This is a genomic window from Caulobacter ginsengisoli (genome assembly GCF_030814835.1).
Taxonomy (GTDB): Bacteria; Pseudomonadota; Alphaproteobacteria; order Caulobacterales; family Caulobacteraceae; genus Caulobacter; species Caulobacter ginsengisoli.
Genome location: NZ_JAUSVS010000001.1, coordinates 37,827 through 63,555 on the forward strand (window position 1 = coordinate 37,827; position 25,729 = coordinate 63,555).

The following is a 25,729-nucleotide window of genomic DNA, read 5'->3' on the forward strand; positions in this document are numbered from 1 at the left end:
CTACTGGGGCGCCTGTTCGTTCGGCGCGGTTTCGGCCGGCGGCGGCGGGGTCGCGGCGGTGGTGGCGTCGCGGGCGCTGGCGGCCGCACGGTCGGCGGCGTCACGGGCGCTGGCGGCGGCGGCCCGGGTGTCGGCGGCGGCCTGATCGGCGGCCGACTGGACGCCGGACTGAACGCTGCTGATGGCGGCGTTCGAGCCTTCGACGATGCCCTGGGTGCGGGCGTTGTCGGCGGCGGTCTGCAGGTCCTGGGCGGTCGGGGCGGTGCTGCCGCTCATCACCATGAAGGCGACCGCGATGATGGCCACCACGGCGACCACGCCGGCCACCAGCCAGCCAACGGCGTTGTTGTTGGTCTCGCGCCGGGCTTCGTCGCGGGCGACGGCGGCTGTCTCTCGATTGACGTCGTACTGGGACATGGGAACTCCTGAACCTGTCCCCCGACCGGGAGCAAACGTCAGGGCGGAGCGGCGGTTCCGATCAGGGCCGTTCGAGGACCAGAGTCGCCCAGGCGTCGCGGTGCAGCCGCTTGACCATCCGAAAGCCCCGCGACAGGTAGGCCGCCCTGACCATCCGCTCCTGGCTGCGCAGCAGGCCGGACAGTATGGCGATCCCGCCAGGCTTCAGGGCGCCCTTGATGTCCTGGGCCAGGCCGATCAGCGGCCGGGCCAGGATGTTGGCGAACACCAGGTCGTAAGGGGCCTGGCCGGCGACCAGGCGGTCGTTCAGCCCGTTGGCGTGGACGAACCGGGCCGTCGCGTCGTTGATCGTGGCGTTCTCGTTGGCGATGCGCACGGAGTCGCGGTCGATGTCGGTGCCGACCGCCACTCTGGAGCCGGTGCGGGCGGCGGCGATGGCCAGCACGCCGGTGCCGCAGCCCACGTCCAGCACCTTATCGAACCGGCGGGCCTTGATGAGGTCGTCATAGGCTGACAGGCAGCCCTCGGTGGTGCCGTGGTGGCCGGTCCCGAAGGCGGCGCCCGCCTCGATGCGCAGCTTCACGGCATTGACCGGCGCCCGGCCGGTGTCGTGGGCGCCATAGACGAAGAAGCGACCGGCCCTGACCGGCGGAAGGCCCGACAGCGACATGGCCAACCAGTCGGCGTCGGCCAGCTTGTCGACGCTGACGGTCAGCTGCGGATAGCCGGCCAGCAGGGCGGTCAGGCCATCGATCTCGAACGGCTCGGTCGGAAAGGCGTCGATGCGCCAGACGTCGTGGTCCTCGTCCTCTTCCAGGATGGAATAGGTGGCGCCCTCCAGGGTCGGGTCGGAGTCGATGGCCACGGCGGCGGCCTCGGCGACGAGGCGGGGCCCGCGGGCGATGATCTGGACGGCGTCTTGGCTCATGCCGTCCTGTAGCGGGGCGGAAGTCGGTTAGGAAGGGCTGTGCGGCGCGACCGGGCGGGTGTCGCCGGTGGGCGCGCTGTCGTCCTGGTCGGGCATAGCGGGCGGTGGCGGGGCGGACAGGGCCGCTCTGGGGTCCTGCTGGACCGGCAAGGCGCCCGGCAGATCGCCATGCGGCGTCAGGCCCGACAGGATATCGCCACTGGCGCTGGGATAGCGGACCGGCGCCTGGTCGGGCTGCGGGGCGCTCAGCGTGTCCAGAAGGGCCGCCTGGCGGATGGCGTCGGCCCGGTCCTCGGGGGCCGGACGCGGGTCGTAGCGGGGAACGTCCGCATCGCCGGCGTCGTAGGCGGCGCTCTGCAGCAGGGTCTGATCGGGGCGGGCCCAGGAGTCGTAGTAGACCGGCGCCACGACCGGGGCGTAGCTAGCCGTGTCGTCATAGGCGTAGCCCTGCGCCACAGGCGCCATGGAGCCGTCGCGGGTGGCGCTTTCGATCGGACCCAGCTTCATGGCCGCGCCGCCGGCCAGGCCGACCAGCGCGGCGGCCCCGATGCCGTAGAACAGCTCTTTCACCGGCTGGCCACAACCTGATTGGCCGGCGAGGTGTTCTCACGCAGGCTGATGCCGGCTCCCAGAACCAGGGCGACCAACAGGCACATTTGCAGAAGGTTTTTCATCGTTCCGCTCCCACACTCCCTGGGGGCAGAGCGCGTGAGGGCGGCAAAGGTTCAATCCGTTAACCTATGCCGGCTGGCGAGACCTGGCCGCGGCGGCCTCTATGGCGTCCACCAGGGTCGGGATCAGGGCGATGGGCAGGTCGTGACCCATGCCGGGAATGATCCGCAGTTCCGCGCCAGGGATGACCCTGGCGGTGTCCTCGCCGCCGTCGACCGGCACCAGCGGATCGTCGGCGCCGTGCAGCACCACGGTCGGGCATTTGATGGTGGCGACGGAGGCGCGGCGGTCGCCGCTGGCCAGGACGGCGGCGTACTGGCGGGCCACCCCGATCGGATAGACCGCCCGCTCGGCGTCGGCGCGCAGGCGGGCCCGCATCTCGTCGTCGTTGAAGGGATAGCCGGGGCTGCCGACGACGCGGGCGGACTCCAGTCCGAACTCGACCGCCGCTTCGATCCCGGCCTCGGCGGGCGGGCGGCTGGTCAGGCGGGCGGCGGCCTCGGGGGTCGACTTGGAAAGGCCGGGGTTGCCGGTGGTCGACATGATCGAGGTCAGGCTGAGCGCCTTGTCCGGATACCGCGCCGCCAGCTCCTGGGCGATCATCCCGCCCATCGAGGCCCCGACGATGTGGGCTCGGGCGATGCCCAGGGCGTCCATCAGCCCGGCGGCGTCGGCGGCCATGTCCTCGACCAGATAGGCGGCCGGGGAGGGCTGGCCCGCCGCCCGGGCGGCCAGGATGGCCCGGATGTCCGGCGGGCCGGCGCTCTCGAAGCGGTGGGAGAGGCCGACGTCGCGGTTGTCGTAGCGGATGACCTGATAGCCGCGCGCGGTCATCGCCTCGACCACGCTGATCGGCCAGCGGGTCAGCTGGGCGCCCAGGCCCATGATGAACAGCACCGTCTCGCCGGCGGGATCACCGTAGCGCTCGTATTCCAGCTCGATACCGTTGGCGACGATGCGCGGCATGTTCCGCTCCCTCTGGTGTTTTCACCACCTTAGGGGAGGGGAACGCGGGGCGGCAACGGCCCTTACGCCGCCTTCTTGCGCTTCACCGGCTTCTCGGCCCAGTCGGGGGCCATGTCCTTGCGCCAGGCGACGCAGCCCGGGGCCGACAGCTTCACATCGAAGCGGCGCTCATGGCTGCGCTCGAAATTCATCAGCGGCGGGGCGTAGGTCTTCAGGGCCTTGGCCGCCAGCAGGTAGGGGGCGCTGATCGCCTGGGCCGGGCCGCGCGATTTGGGCGCCCAGCCGAAGCGGCGGCGCAGCCGGCCGTTGGTGTAGAAGACGCCGTTGGTCAGCACCGAACGCGGCGAGGAGAATTCGATCGAGATCGAGACATTGAGGTCCTGGCCATTGATCACCCGATGCGGCGAATGCAGCGGCCAGTAGGCGCCCTCGCCCGGCGACAGCTTCACCGGGCTGACCTCGTTCTCCATCAGCGGGTTGTAGGGCAGGTCCGAGAGGGTCTCCTTGAGCAGGATGGCCTCCAGGGCCGCCTCGGTCACATGCTCCTCGTGCGGCGGATAGACGAAGATCGTCTTGTGGCCGCGGATATGCCACAGCATCGTCTCGGCCGGATCGACGTGGAAGAAGATGCCCATGTTCGGGCTGGAGATCAGCACGGCGGCGTCGGCGCTGAGGTGCGGGACGCCCGTGGCCTTGGAGAACTCGGCCATCAGGCGGTCGAACACGACCTTGTAGCGCGGGTTTTTGGTCATGGCGCTGCGGGGGCTGACCCAGAGCGCGCCCTTGCGGGCCGCCTCGACCAGCTGCGCGCCGGTCAGCTTGCCGGGGTCGCCGGCGATCCAGGTTTCGTGCGGGGGCGGGTTGGGCCGCATGGTGCAGACGGTCAGCTCATCGCGCGGATGCTCGTCGATCAGTTGCGCCAGGGCCTCATCGGTGAACAAGCCCGTTTCCTCAAGGCGATGGTTGAACTTGAGGATCTCCTTGCCGGCGACCTGGCGGTCTTCGCGGGAGAGGGTTTCGAGCAGCTGCATGGCGAGGTGTCCCAAGGCGGATCAATCGCCTCGGTCGGCAGCAAGAAGGGGGCCTAAGAGCAGGTCTTGAGCGGCACGGAACCCAGGCCTTCGTTCTGGCCCGGCATGCGAAGGCTGCGCAGGATGGCCAGGCCCGTGATGCGATTGGCCTGCGGACCGCCGACGGTCCAGGCATGGACGTAGGCGTTGCCCTGCTTGTATTTCAAGACCAGCAGGACCTCGCGCCGCGCGACCACTGACCCGCTGCATTCCACCTTCTGCTGCACCGGGCCGCCGTCGGGATCGGGGGTGAACATCGGGAAGTTGCCGACATAGGCGCCGGCGTAGGTCACCTCGCCTTTCCTGAAATAGTAGACCGTGAAGTCCGGACCCTGGCTGACGAGCGTGGTGACGCCCGGCGGCAGAGTGACCTCGAAGGGCGGCTTGGCGTTGTCCCGCGCCGTCGCGGCCGGAGCGCCGACGAACAGGGCTGCCGCCATCAGGGCGAGCTGCGTCCACGGCTTGCCTGCGCCCATCAGCCCTTCTCCACGAAGCTGTCGATGACCTTCTTCTCGCCGGCCTTGTCGAAGCTGACGGTCAGCTTGTTGCCCTCGATGGCGATGACGTCGCCATAGCCGAACTTGATATGGAAGACCCGGTCGCCGCGCTTGTAGGCGCTGGACTTGCCGGTGTCGGAGACGGCGACCAGCCGGCCCTCGCCCTCGATCACCTGGGTGCGGCCGGCTGGGCCGCCATGATAATTGCGGGCCTGGGCGCGCTTCCAGCCGGGTGAGCTGTAGCCCTGGCCGAAGCTGGTGGAGTCGTCCCAGCGCGAGGCGGTCTGCTGCATGCCGGGGCCGCCGCCGTAATAGCCGGTCTCGCTGGCCGCCTCGACATTGGCGATGGGCAGTTCGTCGACGAAGCGGCTGGGCAGCTGGCTGGTCCAGCGGCCATAGACCTGGCGGTTGGCGGCGAACGAGATGCGGGCCTCCTCGCGGGCCCGGGTGATGCCGACATAGGCAAGGCGGCGTTCCTCCTCGAGGCCCTTCTCGCCCTTCTCGTCCATGCTGCGCTGGCTGGGGAAGACGCCTTCTTCCCAGCCGGGCAGGAAGACCAGCGGGAATTCCAGCCCCTTGGCGGCGTGCAGGGTCATCACCTGCACCGCGTCCTCGCCGGCCCCGCGGTCCAGGTCCATGACCAGGGACACGTGTTCCAGATAGGCCTGCAGGGTGTCGAAGTTGCCCATCGACTGGACCAGTTCCTTGAGGTTCTCCAGCCGGGTCTGGCTGGTCGGCCCACGGTCCAGGCGCAGGGCGTCGGTGTAGCCGCTCTCCTCCAGGATGGTCTCGGTCAGCCGGGCCTGGTCGGTGGTCTCGGCCAGGGCCCGCCAGCGGTCCATGTCCCGCAGGAAGTTGGCCAGCGCCGTGCGGGTGCGGGCGGCCAGTTCGTCGGTCTGGACCAGGCCGCGCGAGGCCGTGCTGGCGGAAATCCCGTTCACCCGGGCGAAGTGCAGGATCTTCTGCACCGTGGTGTCGCCGATGGCCCGCTTGGGAACGTTGACGATGCGCTCGAAGGCCAGGTCGTCGTCCTCGGACTGCACCAGCCGCAGATAGGCGTGGGCGTCGCGGATCTCGGCCCGTTCGAAGAAGCGCGGGCCGCCGACCACCGCATAGGGAATCTGCAGCATCACGAACCGCTCTTCGAAGGCCCGCATCTGGAAGCTGGCGCGAACCAGAATGGCGACATCCTTGAATTTGCGGGGTTTCTCTCCGCTTTTTTTCCAGCGCTCGATCTCGTCGGCGACCAGCCGGCTCTCGGCCTCGCCGTCCCAGACCCCGCGCACCACGACCTTCTCGCCGTCGTTGGCCTCGGTCCACAGGGTCTTGCCGAGCCGCCCCTTGTTGACGGCGATCAGCCCCGAGGCCGCCGCCAGGATGTGGCTGGTCGAGCGATAGTTGCGCTCCAGCCGGATGACCTGCGCCCCCGGGAAGTCGCGCTCGAAGCGCAGGATGTTGTCCACCTCGGCGCCCCGCCAGCCATAGATCGACTGGTCGTCGTCGCCCACGCAGCAGACGTTCTGCCGCTTCTGGCCCAGCAGCCGCAGCCAGAGATACTGGGCGACGTTGGTGTCCTGGTATTCGTCGACCAGGACGTATTTGAAGCGGTTGTGATATTCCTCAAGGATATCAGGGTATTTGGTGAACAGCGTGATGTTGTGCAGCAGGAGGTCGCCAAAGTCACAGGCGTTCAGAACCCGCAGGCGATCCTGGTACATGGCGTAGAGGGCCTGGCCGCGGTTGTTGGCGAAATGGGCGCCTTCGGACGGCGGCAGCTTGTCGGGGGTCCAGCCACGGTTCTTCCAGTGGTCGATGAGGCCGGCCAGGTTCTTGGGCGTCCAGCGCTTGGCGTCGATGTTCTCGGCTTCCAGCAGCTGCTTGATCAGCCGCTCCTGATCGTCGGTGTCGAGGATGGTGTAGCTGGACTTCAGCCCCAGCAGCTCGGCGTGGCGGCGCAGGATCTGGGCGGCGATGGAATGGAAGGTGCCCAGCCAGCGCAGGCCCTCGGCGGCGGGGCCTATGATGGCGGTGATCCGCTCGCGCATCTCGCGGGCCGCCTTGTTGGTGAAGGTGACGGCCAGCAGCTCCCAGGGCCGCGCCTTGCCGGTGGCCAGGATGTGGGCCAGCCGGGTGGTCAGCACCCGGGTCTTGCCGGTGCCGGCGCCCGCCAGGACCAGAACCGGGCCTTCCGTGGCTTCCACAGCGGCGCGCTGCTCGGGGTTCAGCCCGTCAAGATAGGGGGCCGGCGCGTCGGCGCGGGCCAGGTCGGAAATGCGGGGCTGGGGCAGTGACTCGGACATTGCGGAACATATGTAGCACAGGGCCGGATTGCTTACGCCTGTGCGGCGTTCCGTTGCAAGGCGAACACCCGGCAGGCCGAGGCCAGGGGCCGGCCGGCGCGCTGATCGTCGATGCGGCCGATCAGAGCGGCGAGGCTGAGGCCCTCGGCGGCGGCGGCGGTGTCCAGCACCGCCCAGAACTCCGGCTCCAGCGCCAGCGAGGTGGCGTGGCCCGACAGATTGACCGATCGCTTCTTTAGATCGCCGGGCATGGCAACCGCGCTTCGGAGTGGGCGTTTTCCCTGCCGACGGCGCCATCGCGCCGGCTTTCAGCAGGAGTAGCCCCATGATCTCGCCCAGTGAAATTCGTGAACGCATGGAAGTCGTCGGTTCGGACGAACATCACGTCGGCCGGGTCGACAAGGTGATGGGTGGCGAGATCGAGCTGGCCAAGCTGGATTTCGGCGGCGGCTTCAAGCACCATCTGATCCCGCTTTCCTGGGTGGAATATGTCGATGAGGACAAGGTCCGCCTGACCATGACCGCCGACGCCGCCAAGGCCGCCTGGACCGAAAAACACTAGTCCGGATCCCGTTTGGCGGAATCGAGATTGGAGGCCGCCTTGTCGCGCAGGGCGGCCTCGAGCTTTTTCTGCGCCTTGGTCAGGCCGAACTTCACCCGGTTCTCGCTCGCCTGGGTCTTGGCGGCCGATTTGGCCTTGGCCTTGCGGAAGCGGTTGAGGTTGACCGGCTCGCTCATCGCGGGGTGATCACTATGGTAGCCTGCAGGTGCAGGGCGCGGCCCTTGCTGAGGACTGCCGGCGCGCGGCCGGGGAAGACGCAGTTCTGCACCGAGGCCTCGCGGCGCAGCAGCCAGTAGCGCAGCGGCCGGCCGTCGACCTTGCAGGCCAGGCCCACGCCCCAACTTCCGAGGCCCGGCTGGCCCGGCCAGGCAAAGCCCATCGAGGTTCCAGCCTGGAGCGAGCCGAAGCCCGGCTTGACCGGCCGTCCGTCGGAGGCGAAGGCCAGGGCCGAGGCGTTGGTCAGTCTCAGCGCGAACCCGCCGAAGCCACGCTCGTCGTCATTGCCGGCCAGGGACAGCCCGTCGAGCCGCGAGATGATGGTAGTGTCGAACTCGATCCGCCGCGCGCCCTTCTTCAGGGGATAGATACGGACGGTGGTCACCTCGTCGGCGGCATAGACCACCTCGGTCCCGCCGGTGAGCAGCCAGTCGCTCTTGAGAACCAGCTCGGCCGAACCGCCGGGACCCGGGCCGAAATGGGTGTCGCGGACGGTGAAGGCGATGCCCTTCAGGTTCCAGCTGTCGGCGACCGGCTTGCCGTCGACCAGGATGCGCGGCCAGGCCCAGAAGGCGCCGCGCTGCTGCGGATAGCTGGCCGCCCCGTCCTCGGTCAGCACCGTGCCGTCCGGCGCATAGAGCGGATGCAGGTAGTCGAGCCGCCCGGCCTCGGTCCCGGCCGCCGCTCGGGTGCGGAAGAAGAAGGCTGGCTTGCCGGTCTCCAGCACCGTCACCCCGTCGGTGGTGATCTGGGCGTCGAACAGGGGCTTGGGGGTCTGGGGCGCCGGAGTCTGGGCCAGGGCCGGGGTGGCAATCAGCAGGGTCAGGACGAGAAGGGCGGGTCGGATCATGGGCGGACCGTGGCGGAAAATTGCGGCAAGTTGTGGGGCCGTCCGCGTTCCAGGGCAACTGCGCAAGGTCTAGAGTCGTTCTGGGGCTATGACGTTTCTGTCGTGCTTTGGCGTTAAACGAGTCGCGTGATGACGGATGCTTTCCGCACCCATATGCAGGTAATCGGGTCGGACGATCGGCCGGTGGGCGCCATTTTGCGTATCGTCGGGCGGCATATCGAGCTGGCGGTCGAGCCGGTTCTGCACATCCCGCTGCTGTGGGTGGCCCGGGTCGAGGCCGACCTCGTGCGGCTGGACCGCCCCGCCGCCCAGGCCCTGGCCGCCAGCCCCAAAGCCGCCTGAAGGGCGCCCTGGGGCAATCCGACGCCGGTTCCGCCTTCTCTGAGCCTTGGTCTAGACCCAAAGATTGCGTTAGTGACGGTCTGCTCTTGCGAGGGGGAATCGTCGCCGTGCGCCATTTGCGTCTTATCCTGGCCCTGTCGGTGGCCGTGTCCGCGGTCAGCCCCGCCCCGCTGATGGCTCGGCAGAGCGCCGCGGCCAGCGCCGACGCCGCCACCTGCATGGGCGCCTATGGGGCCCTGGGCAAGCTGCGCGACAACCTGGCGGTGACCAATCCCGACCTGAAGGACATTCCCAACTACGCCAGCATCGACTTCTCGGCCCGCAAGACCGAGTTGCAGCGGCGCACCGCCTTTGATCCGGCCACGGTCAACGCCAACGAAAGCGCGGCCATCACCCTGCTGACCGGCGGGGTGATCGACAACGACCCCAGCCGCATCCAGCGGGTCATCGACACGGTCAGCCGCTGCGACAGCGTCTTCGGCTTCCGCCCGCAACTGGGCCAGGTGCAGGGGGCGGTCGCGCCCTCGGCGCCGGCCCCGACCGCGCCGCTGATCACCGCGACGCCGATCGCGCCCGCCGCGCCGCCGCCGGCCGCGCCGAAGCCCAAGCCCGGCCAGCCCGCGCCGCCCGTGGTGTCGGCCATGGACGACCGCAGCTGCTCGGTGGCCTATCTGGCCCTGTCCTGGGGCAACAGCGCCAACCCGACCCTGGCCCAGGCCCTGCTGGACCGCGCCAAGGCCGCCGGCGCGAAATACATGGCCGCCAAGCCCAGCCTGGCGGTCGGCGATGTGCAGACCGATATCCAGACTGCCGCCAAGGCCCGGCTGGATCCGATCGTCGACGGGACCAGCGGTCCGGAGACCCTGTTCGCCGACGTCCGCTCCTGCGACGCCAAATACGGTTACGGCATCCCCGAGGGGGCGACCCCTTAGGCGGTCAGAGGACCCAGCCGCCGCTGTCGCCGGTGACGTTGCCCGAGATCTTCATCCGGTAGTCGGCCACGCCGTCGCCGTTCACGTCCAGCGACAGGGTGGTGACGCCCGAGCCGAAGCTCAGGGTCATCTCGCCGGCATGATGGGTGAAGCCGCCCACCAGGGTGAAGGCCTGGTCGCCGCCGGTGATGCTGTCGGCGTCGATGGCCGAGAGGTCGAGCTTGTCGCTCTGGGCGGCGATCAGATCGTTGACCGTGTCGACCTCGATGGCGCCGCTGGTGCGGATCGACTCCTGGCGGATCACGAACGTGTCCGTTCCCGCGCCACCGACCATGATGTCGGACCCGGTTCCGCCGATCAGGGTGTCGTTGCCGTTCATGCCCTTGAGCAGGTCGTCGCCGCCCAGGCCGTCCAGGCTGTTGGCGCCGCCATTGCCGGTCATGGTGTTGGCCAGGCCGTTGCCGACCCCGTCGATATTGCCCGAACCGTCCTGGATCAGGTTCTCGATATTGGCCGACAGCGTCCAGTTCAGGGTGGCGCGGACGCTGTCCGTCCCCTGGCCCGAAGCCTCGGTGGTCGTGTCGCTGGCGTCGTCGACATAGAAGGTGTCGTCGCCCAGGCCGCCGGTCATGCCATCAGCCCCGGTCCCGCCGTCCAGCACGTCGTTGCCGTCGCCGCCGCTGAGGATATCGACCCCGATGCCGCCGTTCAGCGCGTCATTGCCCGTGCCGCCATCCAGGTTGTCGTTGTCGGCGCCGCCGTCGAGGATGTCGTTGCCCGAACCGCCGGCCAGGGTGTCGTTGCCGATTCCGCCGTCCAGCCGGTCGTTGTCGTTCTGGCCGTCCAGGTTGTCGGTGCCGTCGCCGCCGAACAGCATGTCGTCGCCGACGCCGCCCTGCAGGGTGTCGTTGCCGACCCCGCCCTTGATCATGTCCGAACCGGCCCCGCCATCCAGCGTATTGTCGCCGCTGTTGCCGAGCAGGGTGTTGTTGCCGCCGTTACCGGTTCCGTTGATGTTGGCGCTGCCTTCCTGGACCAGGATTTCCAGGTTGGCGGCCAGGGTCCAGGTGATCGCGGCGCGGACAGTGTCCGAGCCTTCGCCCGAGCCCTCGATGGTCGTGTCGCTGGCGTCATCGACATAATAGATGTCGTCGCCCGTGCCGCCGGTCATGGCGTCCGCGCCGGTTCCGCCGTCGAGGATGTCGTTGCTGGCCCCGCCGTCCAGCTGGTCGATGCCGTCGCCGCCGTTGAGCTGGTCGGCGCCGAGGCCCCCGATCAGGTCGTCGGCGCCCGCGCCGGCGTTGAGGATATCGTTGCCATCGCCGCCGTCCAGGGTGTTGGCCCCGCCGTTGCCGGTCATGGTGTTGGCGCTGGCGTTGCCCGTGCCGTTGATGTCGGACGAGCCGTCCAGGATCAGCTGCTCGAGATTGGCCGCAAGGGTCCAGTTCAGAGCCGCCCGGACGGTGTCGTAGCCTTCGCCGCTGTTCTCGGCAGTCGTGTCGCCGGCGTCATCGACATAGAAGGTGTCGTCGCCCGTGCCGCCGGTCAGGGCGTCCTGGCCCGTGCCGCCGTCCAGGATGTCGTTGCCCGAACCGCCGTCGAGGGTGTCGTTGCCGCCCAGGCCGTTCAGCGTGTCGTTGCCGCCGCCCGCGTCGAGGTTGTCGGCGCTGCCGGTGCCGTCATGGCTTTCGTCGGCGCCGGTGCCCGTCCAGGATCCGCTGGCGGCCGGGTGGCCGTAAATGATCCAGGTCGCGCCGGCATTGTTGCCGCCAGCGTCGTGGAACGAGGTGGCGACCAGGATGTCGGCGGCGCCGTCGTTGTTGAAGTCGCCCCAGCCGCCGACGCGGCTCAGGTTGTCGCCCGCCGCCTCGCCGTTGATCTGGAAGCCGTTGGTCCCGTCCAGGCCGGCGAGGGAGACGCTGCCGGTCGAGCCCACGGTGGCCCCGCCGAAGATGACATAGGCGGCGCCGGCGTTGCTGCCGGCGTCGTCCTTGCCGGTGGCGCCGATGATGAAGTCGTTGATGCCGTCGCCGTTGACGTCGCCCGTGCCCGCGACCCGGATGCCCAGGTTGTCGCCCGAGAGCTCGCCGTCGATCCGGAAGCCGGTGGTCCCGGTGAGGGTGGAGACGTTGACATTGCTGGCGAAGTTGCCGTCGACGGCGGTGTTCTTGCCGAACAGGACGAAGGCGCCGCCGTTGTTGGTCAGGCCGTTGGCCCCGATGATGACGTCGTCGATGCCGTCGCCGTTGACGTCGCCCAGGTTGGAGACCGAGATGCCGGACTGATCGCCCGCCGCCAGGCCGGCGATGCGGAAGCCGTTGGCGCCGTTCAGGGTGCTGAGGTCGACCGTGGCGGTGAAGCCGGTGTTCTTGCCGAAAACGACGTAGACGCCGCCCGAGTTGGAGCCGTTGGCGTCGAGGCCCATGGCCCCGATCAGCATATCGTCGATGCCGTCGCCGTTGATGTCGCCGGCGTTGGAGACCGAGGTGCCGGCATAGTCGTAGCTGTTGATGGCCGGCATCTTGAAGCCGTTGGTGCCGTCCAGGGTGGCGACGTCGATGTTGCCGGCGAAGGCGCCGCTGACGCCGGTGTCCTTGCCGAAGATCACATAGGCCGCGCCGCGGTAGCCGTCGGCCTGGTTGGCGCCGACCAGGATGTCGGCGATGCCGTCGCCGTTGAAGTCGCCCGAGGAAACCGAGAAGCCCAGGCCATCGCCGCCGTTGGTGCCGCTGATCTGGAAGCCGGTCGTGCCGGTCAGGCTGGAGGTGGCGATGTCGCTGGCGAAGGCGCCGGCGACGGCGACGTTCTTGCCGTACAGGACATAGACCGCGCCCGAGCCGCCGCCGTCCGGGTCCGCGCCCGAGGCGCCGAGGATGACGTCGTTGATGCCATCGTGGTTGACGTCGCCGGCCGAGACCGAGACGCCGACGAAGTCCTGGGCGTACTCGCCGCCGTTGATCTGGAAGCCGTTGGTCCCGTTGATGCCGGTCAGGCTGAAGTTGGCGGGAAAGCCGCTGGCGGTGCCGAACACCACGTAGACCGCGCCCTGGCTGGAACCGCCGACCCCGGTGGCGCCGATCAGGAAGTCATCGATGCCGTCGCCGTTGATGTCGCCGGCGTTGGAGATCGACTGGCCGGCATAGTTGCTGGCCGCTTCCCCGGTGATCTGGCTCCCAGTGGTGCCGTCCAGGCTCGTAAGAGCAACTACCGCCGTGAAATCAGCCATGTCTTCTCCCCTGAACAAAGCGGCGCTGTCGTCGCCGTCAGTATTTGTTCAAAACGCACGCAATGCGCGTCCACAAAGCGCGCACATGACATGTCGTGGGGAATGGTTACCGATTTGTTCGAGGTGGCTATCTTGTCGCAGGCCCCCATGGGGCGGCGCGGGCTCGCCGCGCCGGTCAACCTGAAGGATGCGTGCGGTGGCTTCCCTTATTCCACAAGATGTTGGCAGCTTCGCCGGGGCGGCGGGGAGGGGGATCGGAGGTCACCACGCCCGCCAGCTTTTTGGCATTCAGTCCGTCACAATCTCGCGAGCAGCAGTGATTGCTGCGACGGGCTTGCAGCCCGTCTAGCGAACCGCCCCGCAGAAGCGCTGAATCCGGCTGCAGGCCTCTTCCAGCACATCGTTGGAGGTCGCGTAGCTGATGCGGAAGAAGGGTGAGAGCCCGAAGGCCGCGCCATGCACCACCGCCACGCCTTCGGCCTCCAGCAGCTCGCTGGCGAAGTCCTCGTCGTTGCCGATCACCTTGCCGGTCGGGGCCGTGCGGCCGATCAGCTTCTCCACCGACGGATAGACGTAGAAGGCGCCCTCCGGGGTCGGGCAGTACATGCCGCTGGCCTGGTTGAGCATCGAGACCACCAGGTCGCGGCGCTCCTGGAACAGCTTTGCGTTGGGCTTGATGAAGTCCTGCGGGCCGTTCAGCGCCTCGACCGCCGCGTACTGCGAGATCGAGGTCGGGTTGGAGGTCGATTGGCTCATCACCTTGGCCATCAGCTTGATCAGCGGCTCGGGCCCGGCCGCGTAGCCGATGCGCCAGCCGGTCATGGCGTAGGCCTTGGAGACGCCGTTCATGGTCAGGGTGCGGTCGTAGAGCTCGGGAACGACCTGGGCGATGGTGGTGAACTCGAAGTCGTCGAACACCAGATGCTCGTACATGTCGTCGGTCAGGATCCAGACCTGCGGATGGCGCAGCAGCACCTCGCCCAGCGCCTTGAGCTCGGCGCGGGTGTAGGCGGCGCCCGACGGATTGGACGGTGAGTTGAGCAGCAGCCACCTGGTGCGGGGCGTGATGACGGCTTCCAGGTCGGCCGGCTGGACCTTGAAGCCCTTGGCCGCCGTGGTCTGCACGAACACCGGCTCGCCGCCGGCCAGCAGAGCCATGTCGGGATAGCTGACCCAGTAGGGGGTCGGCACGATCACCTCGTCGCCGGGCGACAGGGTGGCCATGAAGGCGTTGAAGATCACCGGCTTGCCGCCCGGCGAGACGTTCACCTGGGACGGCTTGTAGGCCAGGCCGTTCTCGCGGGCGAACTTGGCGCAGATGGCTTCCTTCAGCTCCGGGATGCCGTCGACGTCGGTGTATTTGGTCTTGCCCTCGCGGATCGCCCGGATGGCGGCTTCCTTGATATTTTCGGGGGTGTCGAAGTCCGGCTCACCCGCGCCCAGCCCGATCACGTCGCGACCTTCCCGCTGCAGCATGCGGGCCTTGGCGCTGACGGCCATGGTGGCGGAGGGCTTCACGCGCCGCAGCGCGGCGGACTCAAACGACATGGGGTTCCCCTGGACTCGGATGGGTTGGACAGGATTGCGGCGGTCTTAGCGTCCGCCATGCTGCGATGCAACGCGAAGGCCCCGCCGGAGCGAGTAAGTCTTGATTAGAGACGGAGTGCGGCCCATGCTCGCCTCCCCAACAGAAGGAGCCCGCGATGGCCCGCAAACCGCTTGAGCCCACCCCGCCGCAAGGCAGCGTCCTGGTCGTCGGCGTCGGCGCGCTGGAGGGCCTGGGCGCCGCTATCGCCCGGCGCTTCGCCGAGGGCGGCTATCCGGTCGTCATCGCCGGCCGCAATGCGCCCAAGCTCGAGGCCACGCTCGCCGCCCTGCAGGGGCTGATCGCGCCGGTCACCGCTGTGATCGGCGACGCCTCGATCCCCGAGGACGCCCAGCGGTTCGTGGCGGCGGCCCAGGCGGTGGCGCCGCTGGCCCTGGTGGTCCACAACGCCGGCTCCAACCGGCCCGCGCCGTTCCTCAAGGTCCCTGCCGAGACTTTCGAGGGTCACTGGCGCGAGCATGCGCTGGGCGGCTTCCATGTCGCCCAGGCGGCCCTGCCGGTCCTGGTGGCGCGCGGTGGCGGCAGCCTGATCTTCACTGGGGCCAGCGGCAGCCTGCGCGGCAAGGCCATGTTCGCCCCGTTCGCCGCCGCCAAGGCCGCCCAGCGCGCCCTGGCCCAGAGCATCGCCCGCGAGTTCGGGCCGCAGAACGTCCATGTCGGCTACGTCGTGGTCGATGGCGGTATCGAGGGCGAGCGGCTGCTGACCTTCCGGCCGCAGCTGAAAGACGAGCGCGGCCCTGACGGCATGCTCAACATCGACGCCATCGCCGACGCCTACTGGACATTGCACCACCAGCACCGCAGCGCCTGGACGCTCGAGTTGGACCTGCGGCCCTGGAGCGAGACCTTTTAGTCCCTCTCTAATTCCGCTCATCCCCGCGAAAGCGGGGACCCAGGCGTTTTCGTTTCAGCCTTTCGGCCGCCCAGGCCCGTCAGAGCCGCCCCAAACGGCAAAAAACCTGGGTCCCCGCTTTCGCGGGGATGAGCGGATTTTGGGGGCCTTTTGAGTCCTATCGGCGATAGGCGCTTACCGCCTCTACGAACGCCGCCAGATGCTTGCCCATGAAGGCTCGCGTCCGCTCGTCGGTGAGTTCGCCATCGATGATCTTGGTGTGGGCCTGAAAAACCAGCACCTCGCTGAGCGGCGCCACATGGGTCTGGGTGCGGCGCAGGATCAGGCGCAGGTGGTCCTGGCCGCGGGCGCTGCCGGTCATGCCGGGGCTAGCCCCGATCATGCAGGCGATCTGACCGGTCAGCGGGGCGGGATCGCCGCGTGACGCCCAGTCGATGGCGTTCTTCAGCACCCCGGTTATGCCGTTGTTGTATTCCGGACAGGCGAACAGCAGCCCGTCCGCCGCCCGCACTGCCGTCTTCCAGGCCTGGACCGCCGGCGGATCGCCCTGGTCTTCGACGTCCTGGTTGAAGAGGGGCAGGTCGTGCAGGCCGAAGACCTCGATATGCACGTCCGGCGGCGACAGTTCCTGGGCCGCCTTCAGCAGGGCGGTGTTGAACGAGGCGGCGCGCAGGCTGCCGGAAATGCCCAGGAGTTTCATGAGGCGAAGATGATCCCATTATCCCCGCCCGCAAAGCGCGGAGGGGGTCCCGCCCGGCAGTGCAAAAAATTGGTGCTATTTTCGCGCCGGAGGCGAGCGGTTGCGGCTTTTGGGGACTGCCGGACGTTGGTGGCCCGGGCGAATACCCCCACATTGGGGCCAATCAGTAGAGATTGGCGTTCAACACCCGTGCCCATTGAATCTTCTCCCCCTTCGGCCGGTCCCGACACCCCCGATACGGATGCGCTCAAGCAGCTGGTCACCGAGCTGATGACCCCGGCCGCCATCGCCGGGCTGCAGGCCCACCCCGCCTTCGCCGACGCCGCCCGTGGCACCCTCGACGGCTGGGCGCCGCAGCCGGGGGACGAGCGCCATATCAATCGCACCCTGCAGGATGTCGGCCTGTTCATGGCGGGCCTGTGGGTCATGCAGCTGGCCGCCGAGCCCGAGGGCTTGACCCATACCAGCCTCTCCGCCGTGCTCGCCGCCTGGGGCGTCGCCAGCCGCGGCCGGGTCGGGGCGATGCTCACCTATCTGCAGTTTCGCCGGATGATCGAGCCGGCGCCCTCCGGCGACCGGCGCAGCCAGCGGTATCGGCCCACCCCCGCTCTCAGCGCCCTGCTCGGAAACTGGTTCGAGCGGGAACTGAAGGCCTGCGCCCTGGTCCGGCCCGATGTCGCCCCGGTCCTTGGCGCCTGGGACCAGAGCGCCGTCCGCGACCGCTACATCGCCGCCTACAGTCGCCTGATGCTGGGCGCCCACCTGGCCCATGCCCGCCCTGAGGACAGCCTGGACGTCTTCTCCCATCGCCGCTCGGGGCTGACGGTGCTGGGCCAGATCCTGATCGACGCCGGCTTTCCCGATGCCGGTCCCGTCCGCCTCAACCATGTCTCCATCGCCCGCCGCGCCGACGTCTCGCGCGGTCATATCCGCAGCCTGGTGCTGGCCGGCGAGCGGGCCGGCTTCCTGGTCCGCGACCCCGATGGCCTGACCACCCTCTCGGAGGATCTGCAGCGCCACGTCCGCGATTTCCTGCCGATGTACTGGCTGGGCCTGGCCTGGGCGGCAGGGGCGGCGATGGCCGGGGAGGGGAACTCCGGCGCCTGACGATCATTTTCACCATGCGGGGCAGGAGCATGCATGACCTTCGCCGCCCACCCGCACCGTTCCCCACATGACTCTGGCGACGACCTGCTGTGGCTCGACTGGAAGAGCGTCGACTGGCTGTCCCTTGACCCGATGTCCGCAATCGGCGAGGCCTGGGCTCGCATGAAGGCCTTCATCAACTTCGTCCTGAACATGGACGCCCGCGCCTGGCGCACGGTGGGCGTTTCGTTCGTGCTGTTCGGCGGGGTGGGGCTGGTTTTCGTGTTCGGCGCCCAACTTCTCGGTATCAATGGCGCCGACACCATGGAGCAGTGGATGAACGCCGCTCATGGCGTCTGGGCCCTGCCCGTCGCTGTGGGGGCCTTCGCCGCCCTGGCCTTCCTGGGGGTGCCGCAGATCGTGCTGATCGCGGCCGCCGTGGTGGCCTTCGGACCATGGACCGGCATGCTCTACAGCTGGATCGGCACCATGGTCTCGTCCGTGGTCGGCTTCTGGATGGGCCGGCTGTTCGGCGGCCGGCTGCTGCGCGATGTCGGCGGCGAGCGGGTCAGGAAGTTCATGGACCTGATCGGCCGCAACGGCTTCATGGCCAGCCTGATCGTGCGGCTGGTGCCCTCGGCCCCGTTCATCGTGGTCAATATGGCGGCCGGCGTCTCGCCGATGCGCCAGCGGGATTTCTTCGCCGGCACGGCGCTGGGCATCCTGCCCAAGATCGTGCTGACGGCGCTCGCCGGCCACTCGGCCATGAAGGGCATGTCGGGCGGCGGCATGGCCAGCTATTCGGTCATCGGCCTGGTCGCCGTGGCCTGGATCGGCGTCGGCTGGTTCGCCCGCCGGTGGCTGCGCAGCCGCGAGGACGCCGCCGCGGCGATCCCGCCGGCGACCGCCGAGCCGACTGACACCTAGGTTACACTCCCGCCCCGCCGCCGGCGCGATGCTCCCCGCCACACCACGGCCGGGGAGGGCCGCCCATGTCGCGCATCGCCACCACCATCGCAGGCCTGATGCTTACCCTGGCGCCCGCCGCGCAGGCCGCGCCTCAACCGGCCAGCCCCGCCACCATCCAGGCCCAGGCGGCGCTGAAGGCGCAGCTGCCCTTCGCCGACCGCCAGGATTTCGATTTCGCCAGCCGGGGTTTCCTCGGCTCGCGGACCGATCCGCTGGTCAAGGACGACAAGGGCAGGGTGGTCTGGGACCTCTCGGCCTACGACTTTCTGAAGGGCGAGGCGCCGGCCACCGTCAATCCCAGCCTCTGGCGGCAGGGCCAGCTGCTGTCGATGAACGGCCTCTTCCAGGTCAGCGAGACCATCTGGCAGGTGCGCGGCTTCGACATTTCCAACATCACCTTCGTCAAGGGTCAGACCGGCTGGATCGTCATCGACCCCCTGACCAGCAACGAGGTCGCCAAGGCGGCCTATGACCTGGTCACCGCCAGGCTGGGCTCCCGGCCCGTGGTCGCGGTCATCTACACCCACAGTCATGCCGACCACTTCGGCGGCGCGCGGGGCGTGGTCAGCCAGGCGGACTACGACAGCGGCAAGGTGCGGGTGATCGGCCCGGCCGGCTTCCTGGAGGAGGCGGTCAGCGAGAACGTCATCGCCGGCCCGGCCATGAACCGCCGCGCCGTCTACCAGTTCGGCTACGACCTGGCGCCCGGCGTCCAGGGCCAGATCAGTTCGGGCATCGGCCAGGCGGTCTCCAAGGGGACGACCAGCCTGCTGCCGCCCAAGGAGAGCATCGACCACACCGGCCAGATGCTGGTGGTCGATGGCGTGAAGATCGAGTTCCAGGTCACGCCGGGGACCGAGGCGCCGGCGGAGATGAACTTCTACTTCCCGGACCTGAAGGTGTTGTGCATGGCCGAGAACGCCAACGCCAGCATGCACAACATCCTCACCCCGCGCGGGGCCAAGGTGCGCGACGCCAAGGCCTGGGCCGACTACCTGTCCGAATCCATCCGCCTCTATGGCGGCCGCACGGACGTGATGTTCACCAGCCACGGCTGGCCGCGGTTTGGCCAGCAGGTCGTCGTCGACTACCTGGGCGACCACCGCGACGCCTACAAGTTCCTGCACGACCAGACGGTGCGGCTGATGAATAGCGGCATGCTGCCCGGCGAGATCGCGGGCGCCCTGGTCCTGCCGCCGGCCCTGGCCAAGGACTGGTTCAACCGCGGCTACTACGGGACGATGAGCTTCAACAGCCGGGCGGTCTATCAGCGCTACATGGGCTGGTACGACGCCAATCCCTCCCACCTGGCGGTGCTGCCGCCGGCCGAGGAGGGGCGGCGCTATGTCGAGGCGATCGGCGGGGCCGACAAGGTCATCGCCCTGGCTAGGGCCGCCTATGACAAGGGCGACTACGGCTGGGCCGCCACCCTGCTGAACAATGTGGTCATGGCCGACGCCGGCAACGGCCCGGCCAGGGCCCTGCTGGCCGACGCCTACGAGCAGCTGGGCTACCAGGCCGAGAGCGCCATCTGGCGGAACATGTATCTGACCGGAACGACGGAATTGCGCACCGGCGTGGCGGCGCCCGCCCCGCAGTCCGGCTCGGCCGACGTCATCGCCAACCTGCCCACCCCGATGATCTTCGACCTGTTGGCGACAAGGCTGAACCCGGCCAAGGTCGGCGACGCGAGCTTGAGCGTGCTCTTCGTCTTCCCGGACCGGAACGAGCGCTACCTGGTCCGCGTCCATAACGACGTGCTGACCGCAGAGCCGGCGGCGCCGGACGCCAAGGCCGACGCGACGCTGACGGTGGCGCGGGGTCTGTTCCTGCAGTCACTGTTCACCGGCCAGTCGCTGGCCCCCAAGGTGCTGACCGGTCAGGTGAAGATCGACGGCGATGTCGGTGCGCTGCAGCGTCTGACCAGTTGGTTCGATCCGCCCAAGGGGGGATTCCCGATCGTCACGCGGTAGGGCTAAAAGGGGATCATGCTGATCCTCTACACCCGCACCGGCTCCTGCAGCCTGGCCAGCCATATCGCCCTGGAAGAGGCCGGCGCGGCCTACGAGACCCGTGAGATGGACTTCAGCGTCCAGCAGCAGCGCTCGCCGGAATACCTGGCGCTCAATCCCAAGGGCCGCATCCCGGCCCTGGTCACCGATCGGGGCGTGCTGAGCGAGAACCTCGCCATCCTGGCCTACATCGCCCAAGCCTTCCCGCAGGCGCGTCTGGCGCCGACCGATCCGTTCGAATTCGGCCGGGCCCAGGCGATCAACGCCTACCTGTCGTCGACCGTCCATGTCGCCCACGCCCACAGGCATCGCGGTTATCGCTGGGCCGACGATCCCGCCGCGCACGAGGCTATGCGGGCCAAGGTTGCCTCTAACATGGCCGAGTGTTTCACCCTGATCGAGACCGAGATGCTCGAGGGGCCCTGGGTGCTGGGCGAGGCCTACAGCATCTGCGACCCCTACCTGTTCACCATCGCCGGCTGGCTGGAGGGCGATGGGGTCGATCCCGCCCAGTTTCCCAAGGTCTCGGCGCACATGGCGCGCATGGTCGAGCGGCCCGCCGTGCGGAAAGTTCTTGCTGCGTTGACCTGATCCACAGCCCATCCGCGCAAGACTCTTGCGCGGATTCGCCAGATTCGTTAGAGAAGGCGCATGCGCAGCGACCGCGACAACCTGCTTCTTCTCGGCCTGGGGCTTAGCCGCCCCTGGGCGACCGCTTAGCCGCGCGCTGTCGCGGCCGGGCGCTCAGGGGTGAGTTGATCCGACCCTGACCCCGACACAAAGCGACGAAAGCTCCGTTCAATGACTTCCCCGGTATCCGACTCGAAACGCGATCGAGTCATCATCTTCGACACCACCATGCGCGATGGCGAGCAGTCGCCCGGCGCCTCCATGTCTCTGGAAGAGAAGCTGGAGCTGGCCAAGATCCTCGAGGAGATGGGGGTCGATGTCATCGAGGCCGGCTTCCCGATCGCCTCGAACGGCGACTTTGAGGCGGTGCGCGAGGTCTCCAAGATCGTCACCGAGAGCACGGTGGCGGGCCTGTGCCGCGCCCACCAGGTCGATATCGACCGCTGCCACGAGGCCATCAAGCACGCCAAGCGCGGCCGCATCCACATCGTCATCGCCACCAGCCCCCTGCACATGAAGCACAAGCTGCAGATGGAGCCCGAGGCGGTGCTGGAGGCGATCACCAAATCGGTCGGTCACGCCCGCAACCTGTGCGGCGATGTCGAATGGTCGGCCGAGGACGCCACCCGCTCCGAGCGCGACTTCCTGCGCCGGGCCATCGAGACGGCGATCAAGGCCGGGGCCACGACCATCAACCTGCCCGACACGGTGGGCTACACCTATCCGTCGGAATACGCGGACCTGTTCAAATACATGGTCGAAAACGTCGAGGGGGCCGACAAGGCGATCTTCTCGACCCACTGCCACAACGACCTGGGCCTGGCCGTGGCCAACAGCCTGGCCGGGGTGCAGGGCGGCGCGCGGCAGGTGGAATGCGCTGTCAACGGCCTGGGCGAGCGGGCCGGCAACGCGGCGCTGGAAGAGATCGTCATGGCGCTGAAGGTGCGCGGAGACCAGCTGCCCTATGAGACCGGCATCGTCACCCAGCACATCACCCGGGCCAGCCGCTATGTCTCGGCCATCACCGGTTTCCCGGTGCAGTTCAACAAGGCCATCGTCGGCAAGAACGCCTTCAGCCACGAGAGCGGCATCCACCAGGATGGCATGCTGAAGAACCGCGAGACCTACGAGATCATGCGGCCCGAAGACGTGGGGCAGGGCGCCACCAACCTGGTGATGGGCAAGCACAGCGGCCGCCACGCCTTCCGCGAGAAGCTCAAGGGCCTGGGCTACGAGCTGGGCCAGAACGCCCTGAACGAGGCGTTCGGGCGGTTCAAGGACCTGGCCGACAAGAAGAAGCACGTCTTCGACGACGACATCATCGCCCTGGTCGATGACGCCCTGGCCCGGGGGTCGGAGAAGATCCGCGTCGTGCGCCTGCGCGTCGTGGCCGGCACCGAAGGCCAGTCGGCCGAACTGACCCTGGACGTCGATGGCGAGGTGAAGACGGCGCACGCCACGGGCGACGGCCCGGTCGACGCGGTGTTCAACGCCATCATCGAGATCGTCCCGCATTCGGCGGCGCTGCGCCTCTTCCAGGTGCATGCGGTCACCGAGGGCACCGACGCCCAGGCCCAGGTCTCGGTGCGGCTGGAAGACGACGGCCGCATCGCCACCGGCCAGGCCGCCGACACCGACACCCTGACCGCCAGCGCCAAGGCCTATGTGAATGCGCTGAACAACCTGTTCTCCCGCAAGGAGAAGGGGCGGCCGGAAACGGCGATCGCATCAGGATTTTAGATTGATGGTGAATATCGTATAGGGAGAGAATGCAGCGACCGCCTCCGCTCCCGGTGAGCAGGGAAAAGCTCAAACGTTCCAAGGCTGAGCTCCGGGACCGCTTGGACCAGGATGCGGAGGCAAATTCGCTTTTGAAGCGGCTTGATTCTCAACGCAACAATGCTAACGCCGACGACAACCTTATTGCTGATCTAGCTAGAATAAACCATATGCGGCCAAATAGTCGCATACGTGCGACTATGATGTTTAGTTCTAGATTAATGCATATAAGCAAGTCCATCGATTCTGCAGTAAAGGGTGGGGCTCCGATATTGAATCCGGGTGAATTTATTAAATTGCACGAGGCGATAGATCGGGAGAGAATCGCCAAGTGGACGCGGAATTCATTTCGGAAGGGAGCTGAAGCTAAGGCGGTTTACGAGACGACTCAGACATTGCAAGCGTTGCAGCGCTTGGTGCAGTTTGAGTGGGTTGCTGCGCCGGCTTCAAGGCGCAAGGTTTCGCCGACTATTTTAGAGATTAGAGCAGAGGTATTGAGGCGTAGCGCTTCGGTATTGCGCGAGGCATTGATCGAGTTCTCGGCTTTGTTACAGCGTACGGAATTTGGCCCTGACGTAAGAGAAAATATTGGTGGAAGTCTGATCTCAGACATTCTGAGACTTTCGGAGAGAATTGTTAGGGATATAGAAGAAGGGATAATCGATATCCCGGTCCTCAATCTCAACAGACGTGCGGTCAGGGACTTGAAAAAGTTCCTTGCGAACGCAGTCATAGCCGGGGTGACTGCATTGGCAGGCGCAGCGGGGGCTAATATTCTCTCAAGCGGCGAGCCCCCCCCAAAGTCACTAGGCCCACCTGCGGGATATGAGCAGCTTCTGCAGTACGCTGACGCGTTGGATGAGGCGACGGCTGCGGTAAATGATTTATCCCTCGATAGATCAGCGATCCCGGACGAGGATGTTGACTTCGGTTTGGTGTAGTCTTGACGTCCTTCCTTTGGATTCCCATCACCGTCGCCGCGGCCGGCTTCCAGGTCGCCCGCAACGCCGCTCAGCGCAGTCTGCTGACCGGCGCCGGGCCGTGGGGCGCGACCCTGGTGCGCTTCCTGTTCGGCCTGCCGTTCAGTCTGGTCTTCGTGGCCATCGCCCTGGCCATCACCCCGGCCCAGCCGCGCTTCACCGCGATCTTCTGGCTGTGGTCGGTGCTGGGCGCCTTCGCCCAGATCGGCGCCACCGCCGCTTTGCTGGTGGCCATGCGGCGGTCGAGCTTCGCCCTGGGCACCGCCTTCCAGCAGAGCGGCCTGCCGTTCGCCGCCCTGATGGGCTGGGCCTTCTTCCATGACCATCTCAACCCCCTCGCCTGGGGCGGGGTGCTGGTCGCCACGGCGGGTCTGATGGCGCTGTCATGGCCGCGGCAGGCCGAGGGCCCGCGCGACTGGAGCGCCGCCTGGCTGGGCACGCTGTCAGGGGCCTGCTTCGCCCTCTGCGCCAACGCCTTTCGACAGGCCGCCCTGGGGCTGGACCCCGTCCACCACATCCCCTCGGCCCTGATCACTGTGGCGGCGGTGCAGGCGGTGCAGTCGGCCGCCCTGGTGATCTGGATGAGCCTGACCCAGCGCCCGGCGCTGGGCGCCGCGCTGCGGTCGTGGCGGGTGTCGCTGGGCGCCGGGCTGTTCGGGGCCCTGGCCTCGGCCGGCTGGTTCAGCGCGCTGGCCCTGTCGCCGGCTGGGCCGGTGCGGGCGGTCGGCGTCGTGGAGATGCCGTTCGCGGCCCTGGCCGGCCGGCGGCTGTTCGCCGAGCGGGTCAGCCCCTGGCAGTGGCTGTTCGGGGCCGTTACCGCCGGCGGGGTGATCCTGGCGGCGCTGGGCTGACGCCCCTTTTCAGGGCATGCGCGGCGCGGCGGCCAGGCCCAATCTGACATCATGATGCGGAGCCTGTTCCTCGTCGCCCTTCTGAGCCTCGCCGCCGCCTCCGCCCGGGCCGCGTCGCCAGAGGAGGCGTTCCTGGACCGCCTGCAGGCCATGGCGCCGGTCGAGCTGCAGGTCGCGGCCGGCCTTGGTCCGCCCGATCCGGCGGCCCGCGTCCGTCTCGCGGTCCCGGCGCCCGGACAGATCGAACTGCGGACCATCGCCGGCCCGCGGGCCGGGCAAATCGAGACCCTGGCTTTCCAGCCCTCCGAAACGGGCGGTCTGAGGGTGAGGCTCGCACGGGGCCCGGCCCCGGTTTTCGACCCCGACGAGATCGCGCGTTGTGGGGCCGAACTGGAAGGCGAGGACATCCTGGCCATCGAATGCTCGACGCGGCGGGGGGAAATGAGCCGCGCCCTCATCCCGCCGCTGCGAATCTACACCATCTTCCTGGAGGCCGACGGGCCGCGCCTGGTGGCGGGCGGGGACCTGATGGGGCGGATTGTCTATTCACCCGCCGGCGCCAAGCCGGCCGGTCCGCTGACGGCTGGCCTGCAATCCAACCTCGCCGACGCCCTGCGGCAGATGGCGGCCGGCCCGGCGGCGGCCCCGGGACGGCTGCCCGGCGGGGCCAGCGGCCGGGGGAACTGGTATGGGACCGACCTTCTGCTCACCGAGGTGGCGGGGCTGGATTTCGTGCTGGCGCGGACGGCCGACCGCGAGGCGGAGGCCCGGCAGGTAAGCACGCACTGGGCCTTCGTGTTTCAGCCCGGGGAGCCCGACACCCTGGTCTGGCGCATGCGCCGCTCCCGGCCGGGGGCGGCGGATCGGCTGTTCTGGTGTGTCGGACGTCCGGTCGGCGACGGGGTGGAGGTTGCCTGCCATCCCGGGCGCCGCGCGCCCGCCGGCGCCGACCCGGCCGTCGCCTTCCGCCTGGCCCCCTTTCCAGAGTGGTCGATCCAGGTCGAAGCCGGTGAGGACAACCCTTATGCAACCGTCGGCAGCGCCCGTCTGAAGACCCGTCCGGCCCCCTGAACCGGGCCGTTATCGCAGCCCGGGTGATTCTGGGCGCGGCCGCCTGAAGCAGGCCGATTAATAGACCTTGAATTCAACACGTTCGCAGGGCACACCGCAGCACGTTCTGCATTTCCCACCGACTCTGTTGTTCGACGCTGCGCCAGGGGAGCGCGCTCGCGGCGTGGTCCCGGGATTGCAGAGCGAGCGTATAACCGTCCCGATTTGCTCCTGA

25 protein-coding genes are annotated in these 25,729 nt (G+C 68.1%); 12 read left to right on the forward strand and 13 right to left on the reverse strand.

Features of this window, described 5'->3' with window-relative positions; translation table 11 throughout:
* The 8 genes from QO010_RS00180 to QO010_RS00215 form a co-directional block, all read right to left on the reverse strand.
* The gene (locus tag QO010_RS00180) at positions 1 to 417 is read right to left on the reverse strand and encodes a hypothetical protein (protein ID WP_307344468.1); all 417 of its coding nucleotides are present in this window, start codon (positions 415 to 417) and stop codon (positions 1 to 3) included.
* A 61-nt stretch (positions 418 to 478) separates the two neighbouring features.
* Positions 479 to 1,345 carry a 50S ribosomal protein L11 methyltransferase gene (locus QO010_RS00185; protein ID WP_307344471.1) on the reverse strand — a complete coding sequence of 289 codons (867 nt, stop codon included), beginning with the start codon at positions 1,343 to 1,345 and terminating at the stop codon, positions 479 to 481.
* Positions 1,346 to 1,372: 27 nt separating this feature from the next.
* Entirely contained in the window at positions 1,373 to 1,915 is a 543-nt protein-coding gene (locus QO010_RS00190) for a hypothetical protein (protein WP_307344473.1), read from the reverse strand.
* A gap of 168 nt (positions 1,916 to 2,083) precedes the next feature.
* Positions 2,084 to 2,983 carry an alpha/beta fold hydrolase gene (locus tag QO010_RS00195; protein ID WP_307344475.1) on the reverse strand — a complete coding sequence of 300 codons (900 nt, stop codon included), beginning with the start codon at positions 2,981 to 2,983 and terminating at the stop codon, positions 2,084 to 2,086.
* 62 nt (positions 2,984 to 3,045) lie between these two features.
* A complete protein-coding gene (locus QO010_RS00200) occupies positions 3,046 to 4,014 on the reverse strand; it encodes a hypothetical protein (protein WP_307344477.1) in 969 nt (322 codons plus the stop codon).
* 53 nt (positions 4,015 to 4,067) lie between these two features.
* Positions 4,068 to 4,529: a hypothetical protein gene (locus QO010_RS00205; RefSeq protein WP_307344479.1), complete on the reverse strand. Its 462-nt coding sequence runs from the start codon at positions 4,527 to 4,529 to the stop codon at positions 4,068 to 4,070.
* Entirely contained in the window at positions 4,529 to 6,850 is a 2,322-nt protein-coding gene (locus QO010_RS00210) for an ATP-dependent helicase (RefSeq protein ID WP_307344481.1), read from the reverse strand. The genes QO010_RS00205 and QO010_RS00210 overlap by 1 nt, the downstream gene beginning before the upstream one ends.
* A gap of 32 nt (positions 6,851 to 6,882) precedes the next feature.
* Positions 6,883 to 7,101, reverse strand: coding sequence for a ribbon-helix-helix domain-containing protein (locus tag QO010_RS00215; RefSeq protein WP_307344483.1), 219 nt, complete (start codon positions 7,099 to 7,101; stop codon positions 6,883 to 6,885).
* Positions 7,102 to 7,175: 74 nt separating this feature from the next.
* Here QO010_RS00215 and QO010_RS00220 point away from each other — a divergent pair, with 74 nt between their 5' ends.
* On the forward strand, positions 7,176 to 7,412 hold the full coding sequence (locus tag QO010_RS00220) for a DUF2171 domain-containing protein (protein WP_307344485.1): 237 nt from the start codon (positions 7,176 to 7,178) through the stop codon (positions 7,410 to 7,412).
* Here the strand turns inward: QO010_RS00220 and QO010_RS00225 are convergent.
* Both QO010_RS00225 and QO010_RS00230 read right to left on the reverse strand, forming a co-directional pair.
* Positions 7,409 to 7,588: a DUF4169 family protein gene (locus QO010_RS00225; protein ID WP_307344487.1), complete on the reverse strand. Its 180-nt coding sequence runs from the start codon at positions 7,586 to 7,588 to the stop codon at positions 7,409 to 7,411. The two genes, QO010_RS00220 and QO010_RS00225, sit on opposite strands and share 4 nt — an antisense overlap.
* Positions 7,585 to 8,478: a DUF6807 family protein gene (locus tag QO010_RS00230; RefSeq protein WP_307344489.1), complete on the reverse strand. Its 894-nt coding sequence runs from the start codon at positions 8,476 to 8,478 to the stop codon at positions 7,585 to 7,587. The genes QO010_RS00225 and QO010_RS00230 overlap by 4 nt, the downstream gene beginning before the upstream one ends.
* 129 nt (positions 8,479 to 8,607) lie before the next feature.
* On the opposite strand from QO010_RS00230, the gene QO010_RS00235 reads away from it, so the two are divergent.
* The gene (locus QO010_RS00235) at positions 8,608 to 8,820 is read left to right on the forward strand and encodes a DUF2171 domain-containing protein (RefSeq protein WP_307344491.1); all 213 of its coding nucleotides are present in this window, start codon (positions 8,608 to 8,610) and stop codon (positions 8,818 to 8,820) included.
* A 107-nt stretch (positions 8,821 to 8,927) separates the two neighbouring features.
* Entirely contained in the window at positions 8,928 to 9,752 is an 825-nt protein-coding gene (locus QO010_RS00240) for a hypothetical protein (protein ID WP_307344493.1), read from the forward strand.
* Between the two features lie 4 nt (positions 9,753 to 9,756).
* On the opposite strand, the gene QO010_RS00245 is transcribed toward QO010_RS00240, so the two are convergent.
* Both QO010_RS00245 and QO010_RS00250 read right to left on the reverse strand, forming a co-directional pair.
* Positions 9,757 to 12,978, reverse strand: coding sequence for a hypothetical protein (locus tag QO010_RS00245; RefSeq protein WP_307344495.1), 3,222 nt, complete (start codon positions 12,976 to 12,978; stop codon positions 9,757 to 9,759).
* A gap of 345 nt (positions 12,979 to 13,323) precedes the next feature.
* Positions 13,324 to 14,526, reverse strand: a complete 1,203-nt coding sequence (locus QO010_RS00250) for a pyridoxal phosphate-dependent aminotransferase (RefSeq protein WP_307344497.1) — start codon at positions 14,524 to 14,526, stop codon at positions 13,324 to 13,326.
* Positions 14,527 to 14,681: 155 nt separating this feature from the next.
* Here QO010_RS00250 and QO010_RS00255 point away from each other — a divergent pair, with 155 nt between their 5' ends.
* Positions 14,682 to 15,437 carry an SDR family NAD(P)-dependent oxidoreductase gene (locus QO010_RS00255; protein ID WP_307344499.1) on the forward strand — a complete coding sequence of 252 codons (756 nt, stop codon included), beginning with the start codon at positions 14,682 to 14,684 and terminating at the stop codon, positions 15,435 to 15,437.
* 157 nt (positions 15,438 to 15,594) lie between these two features.
* Here the strand turns inward: QO010_RS00255 and QO010_RS00260 are convergent, their stop codons facing one another.
* Positions 15,595 to 16,137: an NADPH-dependent FMN reductase gene (locus QO010_RS00260; protein WP_307344501.1), complete on the reverse strand. Its 543-nt coding sequence runs from the start codon at positions 16,135 to 16,137 to the stop codon at positions 15,595 to 15,597.
* Positions 16,138 to 16,326: 189 nt separating this feature from the next.
* Between QO010_RS00260 and QO010_RS00265 the strand changes: the two genes are divergently transcribed.
* From QO010_RS00265 to QO010_RS00300, 8 genes are all read left to right on the forward strand, one after another.
* Positions 16,327 to 17,244, forward strand: a complete 918-nt coding sequence (locus QO010_RS00265) for a hypothetical protein (protein ID WP_307344503.1) — start codon at positions 16,327 to 16,329, stop codon at positions 17,242 to 17,244.
* A 162-nt stretch (positions 17,245 to 17,406) separates the two neighbouring features.
* Positions 17,407 to 18,150 (forward strand): TVP38/TMEM64 family protein, encoded by a 744-nt coding sequence (locus QO010_RS00270; protein ID WP_307347007.1) that lies wholly within the window; start codon positions 17,407 to 17,409, stop codon positions 18,148 to 18,150.
* A 65-nt stretch (positions 18,151 to 18,215) separates the two neighbouring features.
* Complete coding sequence (locus QO010_RS00275) at positions 18,216 to 20,165, forward strand: alkyl/aryl-sulfatase (RefSeq protein WP_307344505.1); 1,950 nt, start codon at positions 18,216 to 18,218, stop codon at positions 20,163 to 20,165.
* 15 nt (positions 20,166 to 20,180) lie between these two features.
* Positions 20,181 to 20,795 carry a glutathione S-transferase family protein gene (locus tag QO010_RS00280; protein ID WP_307344507.1) on the forward strand — a complete coding sequence of 205 codons (615 nt, stop codon included), beginning with the start codon at positions 20,181 to 20,183 and terminating at the stop codon, positions 20,793 to 20,795.
* A gap of 210 nt (positions 20,796 to 21,005) precedes the next feature.
* Complete coding sequence (locus QO010_RS00285) at positions 21,006 to 22,574, forward strand: 2-isopropylmalate synthase (RefSeq protein WP_307344511.1); 1,569 nt, start codon at positions 21,006 to 21,008, stop codon at positions 22,572 to 22,574.
* Between the two features lie 101 nt (positions 22,575 to 22,675).
* The gene (locus QO010_RS00290) at positions 22,676 to 23,554 is read left to right on the forward strand and encodes a hypothetical protein (RefSeq protein WP_307344512.1); all 879 of its coding nucleotides are present in this window, start codon (positions 22,676 to 22,678) and stop codon (positions 23,552 to 23,554) included.
* Positions 23,555 to 23,556: 2 nt separating this feature from the next.
* On the forward strand, positions 23,557 to 24,444 hold the full coding sequence (locus QO010_RS00295) for a DMT family transporter (protein WP_307344514.1): 888 nt from the start codon (positions 23,557 to 23,559) through the stop codon (positions 24,442 to 24,444).
* Positions 24,445 to 24,495: 51 nt separating this feature from the next.
* Positions 24,496 to 25,515, forward strand: a complete 1,020-nt coding sequence (locus QO010_RS00300) for a hypothetical protein (protein ID WP_307344516.1) — start codon at positions 24,496 to 24,498, stop codon at positions 25,513 to 25,515.
* The last annotated feature ends 214 nt before the right edge of the window (positions 25,516 to 25,729 follow it).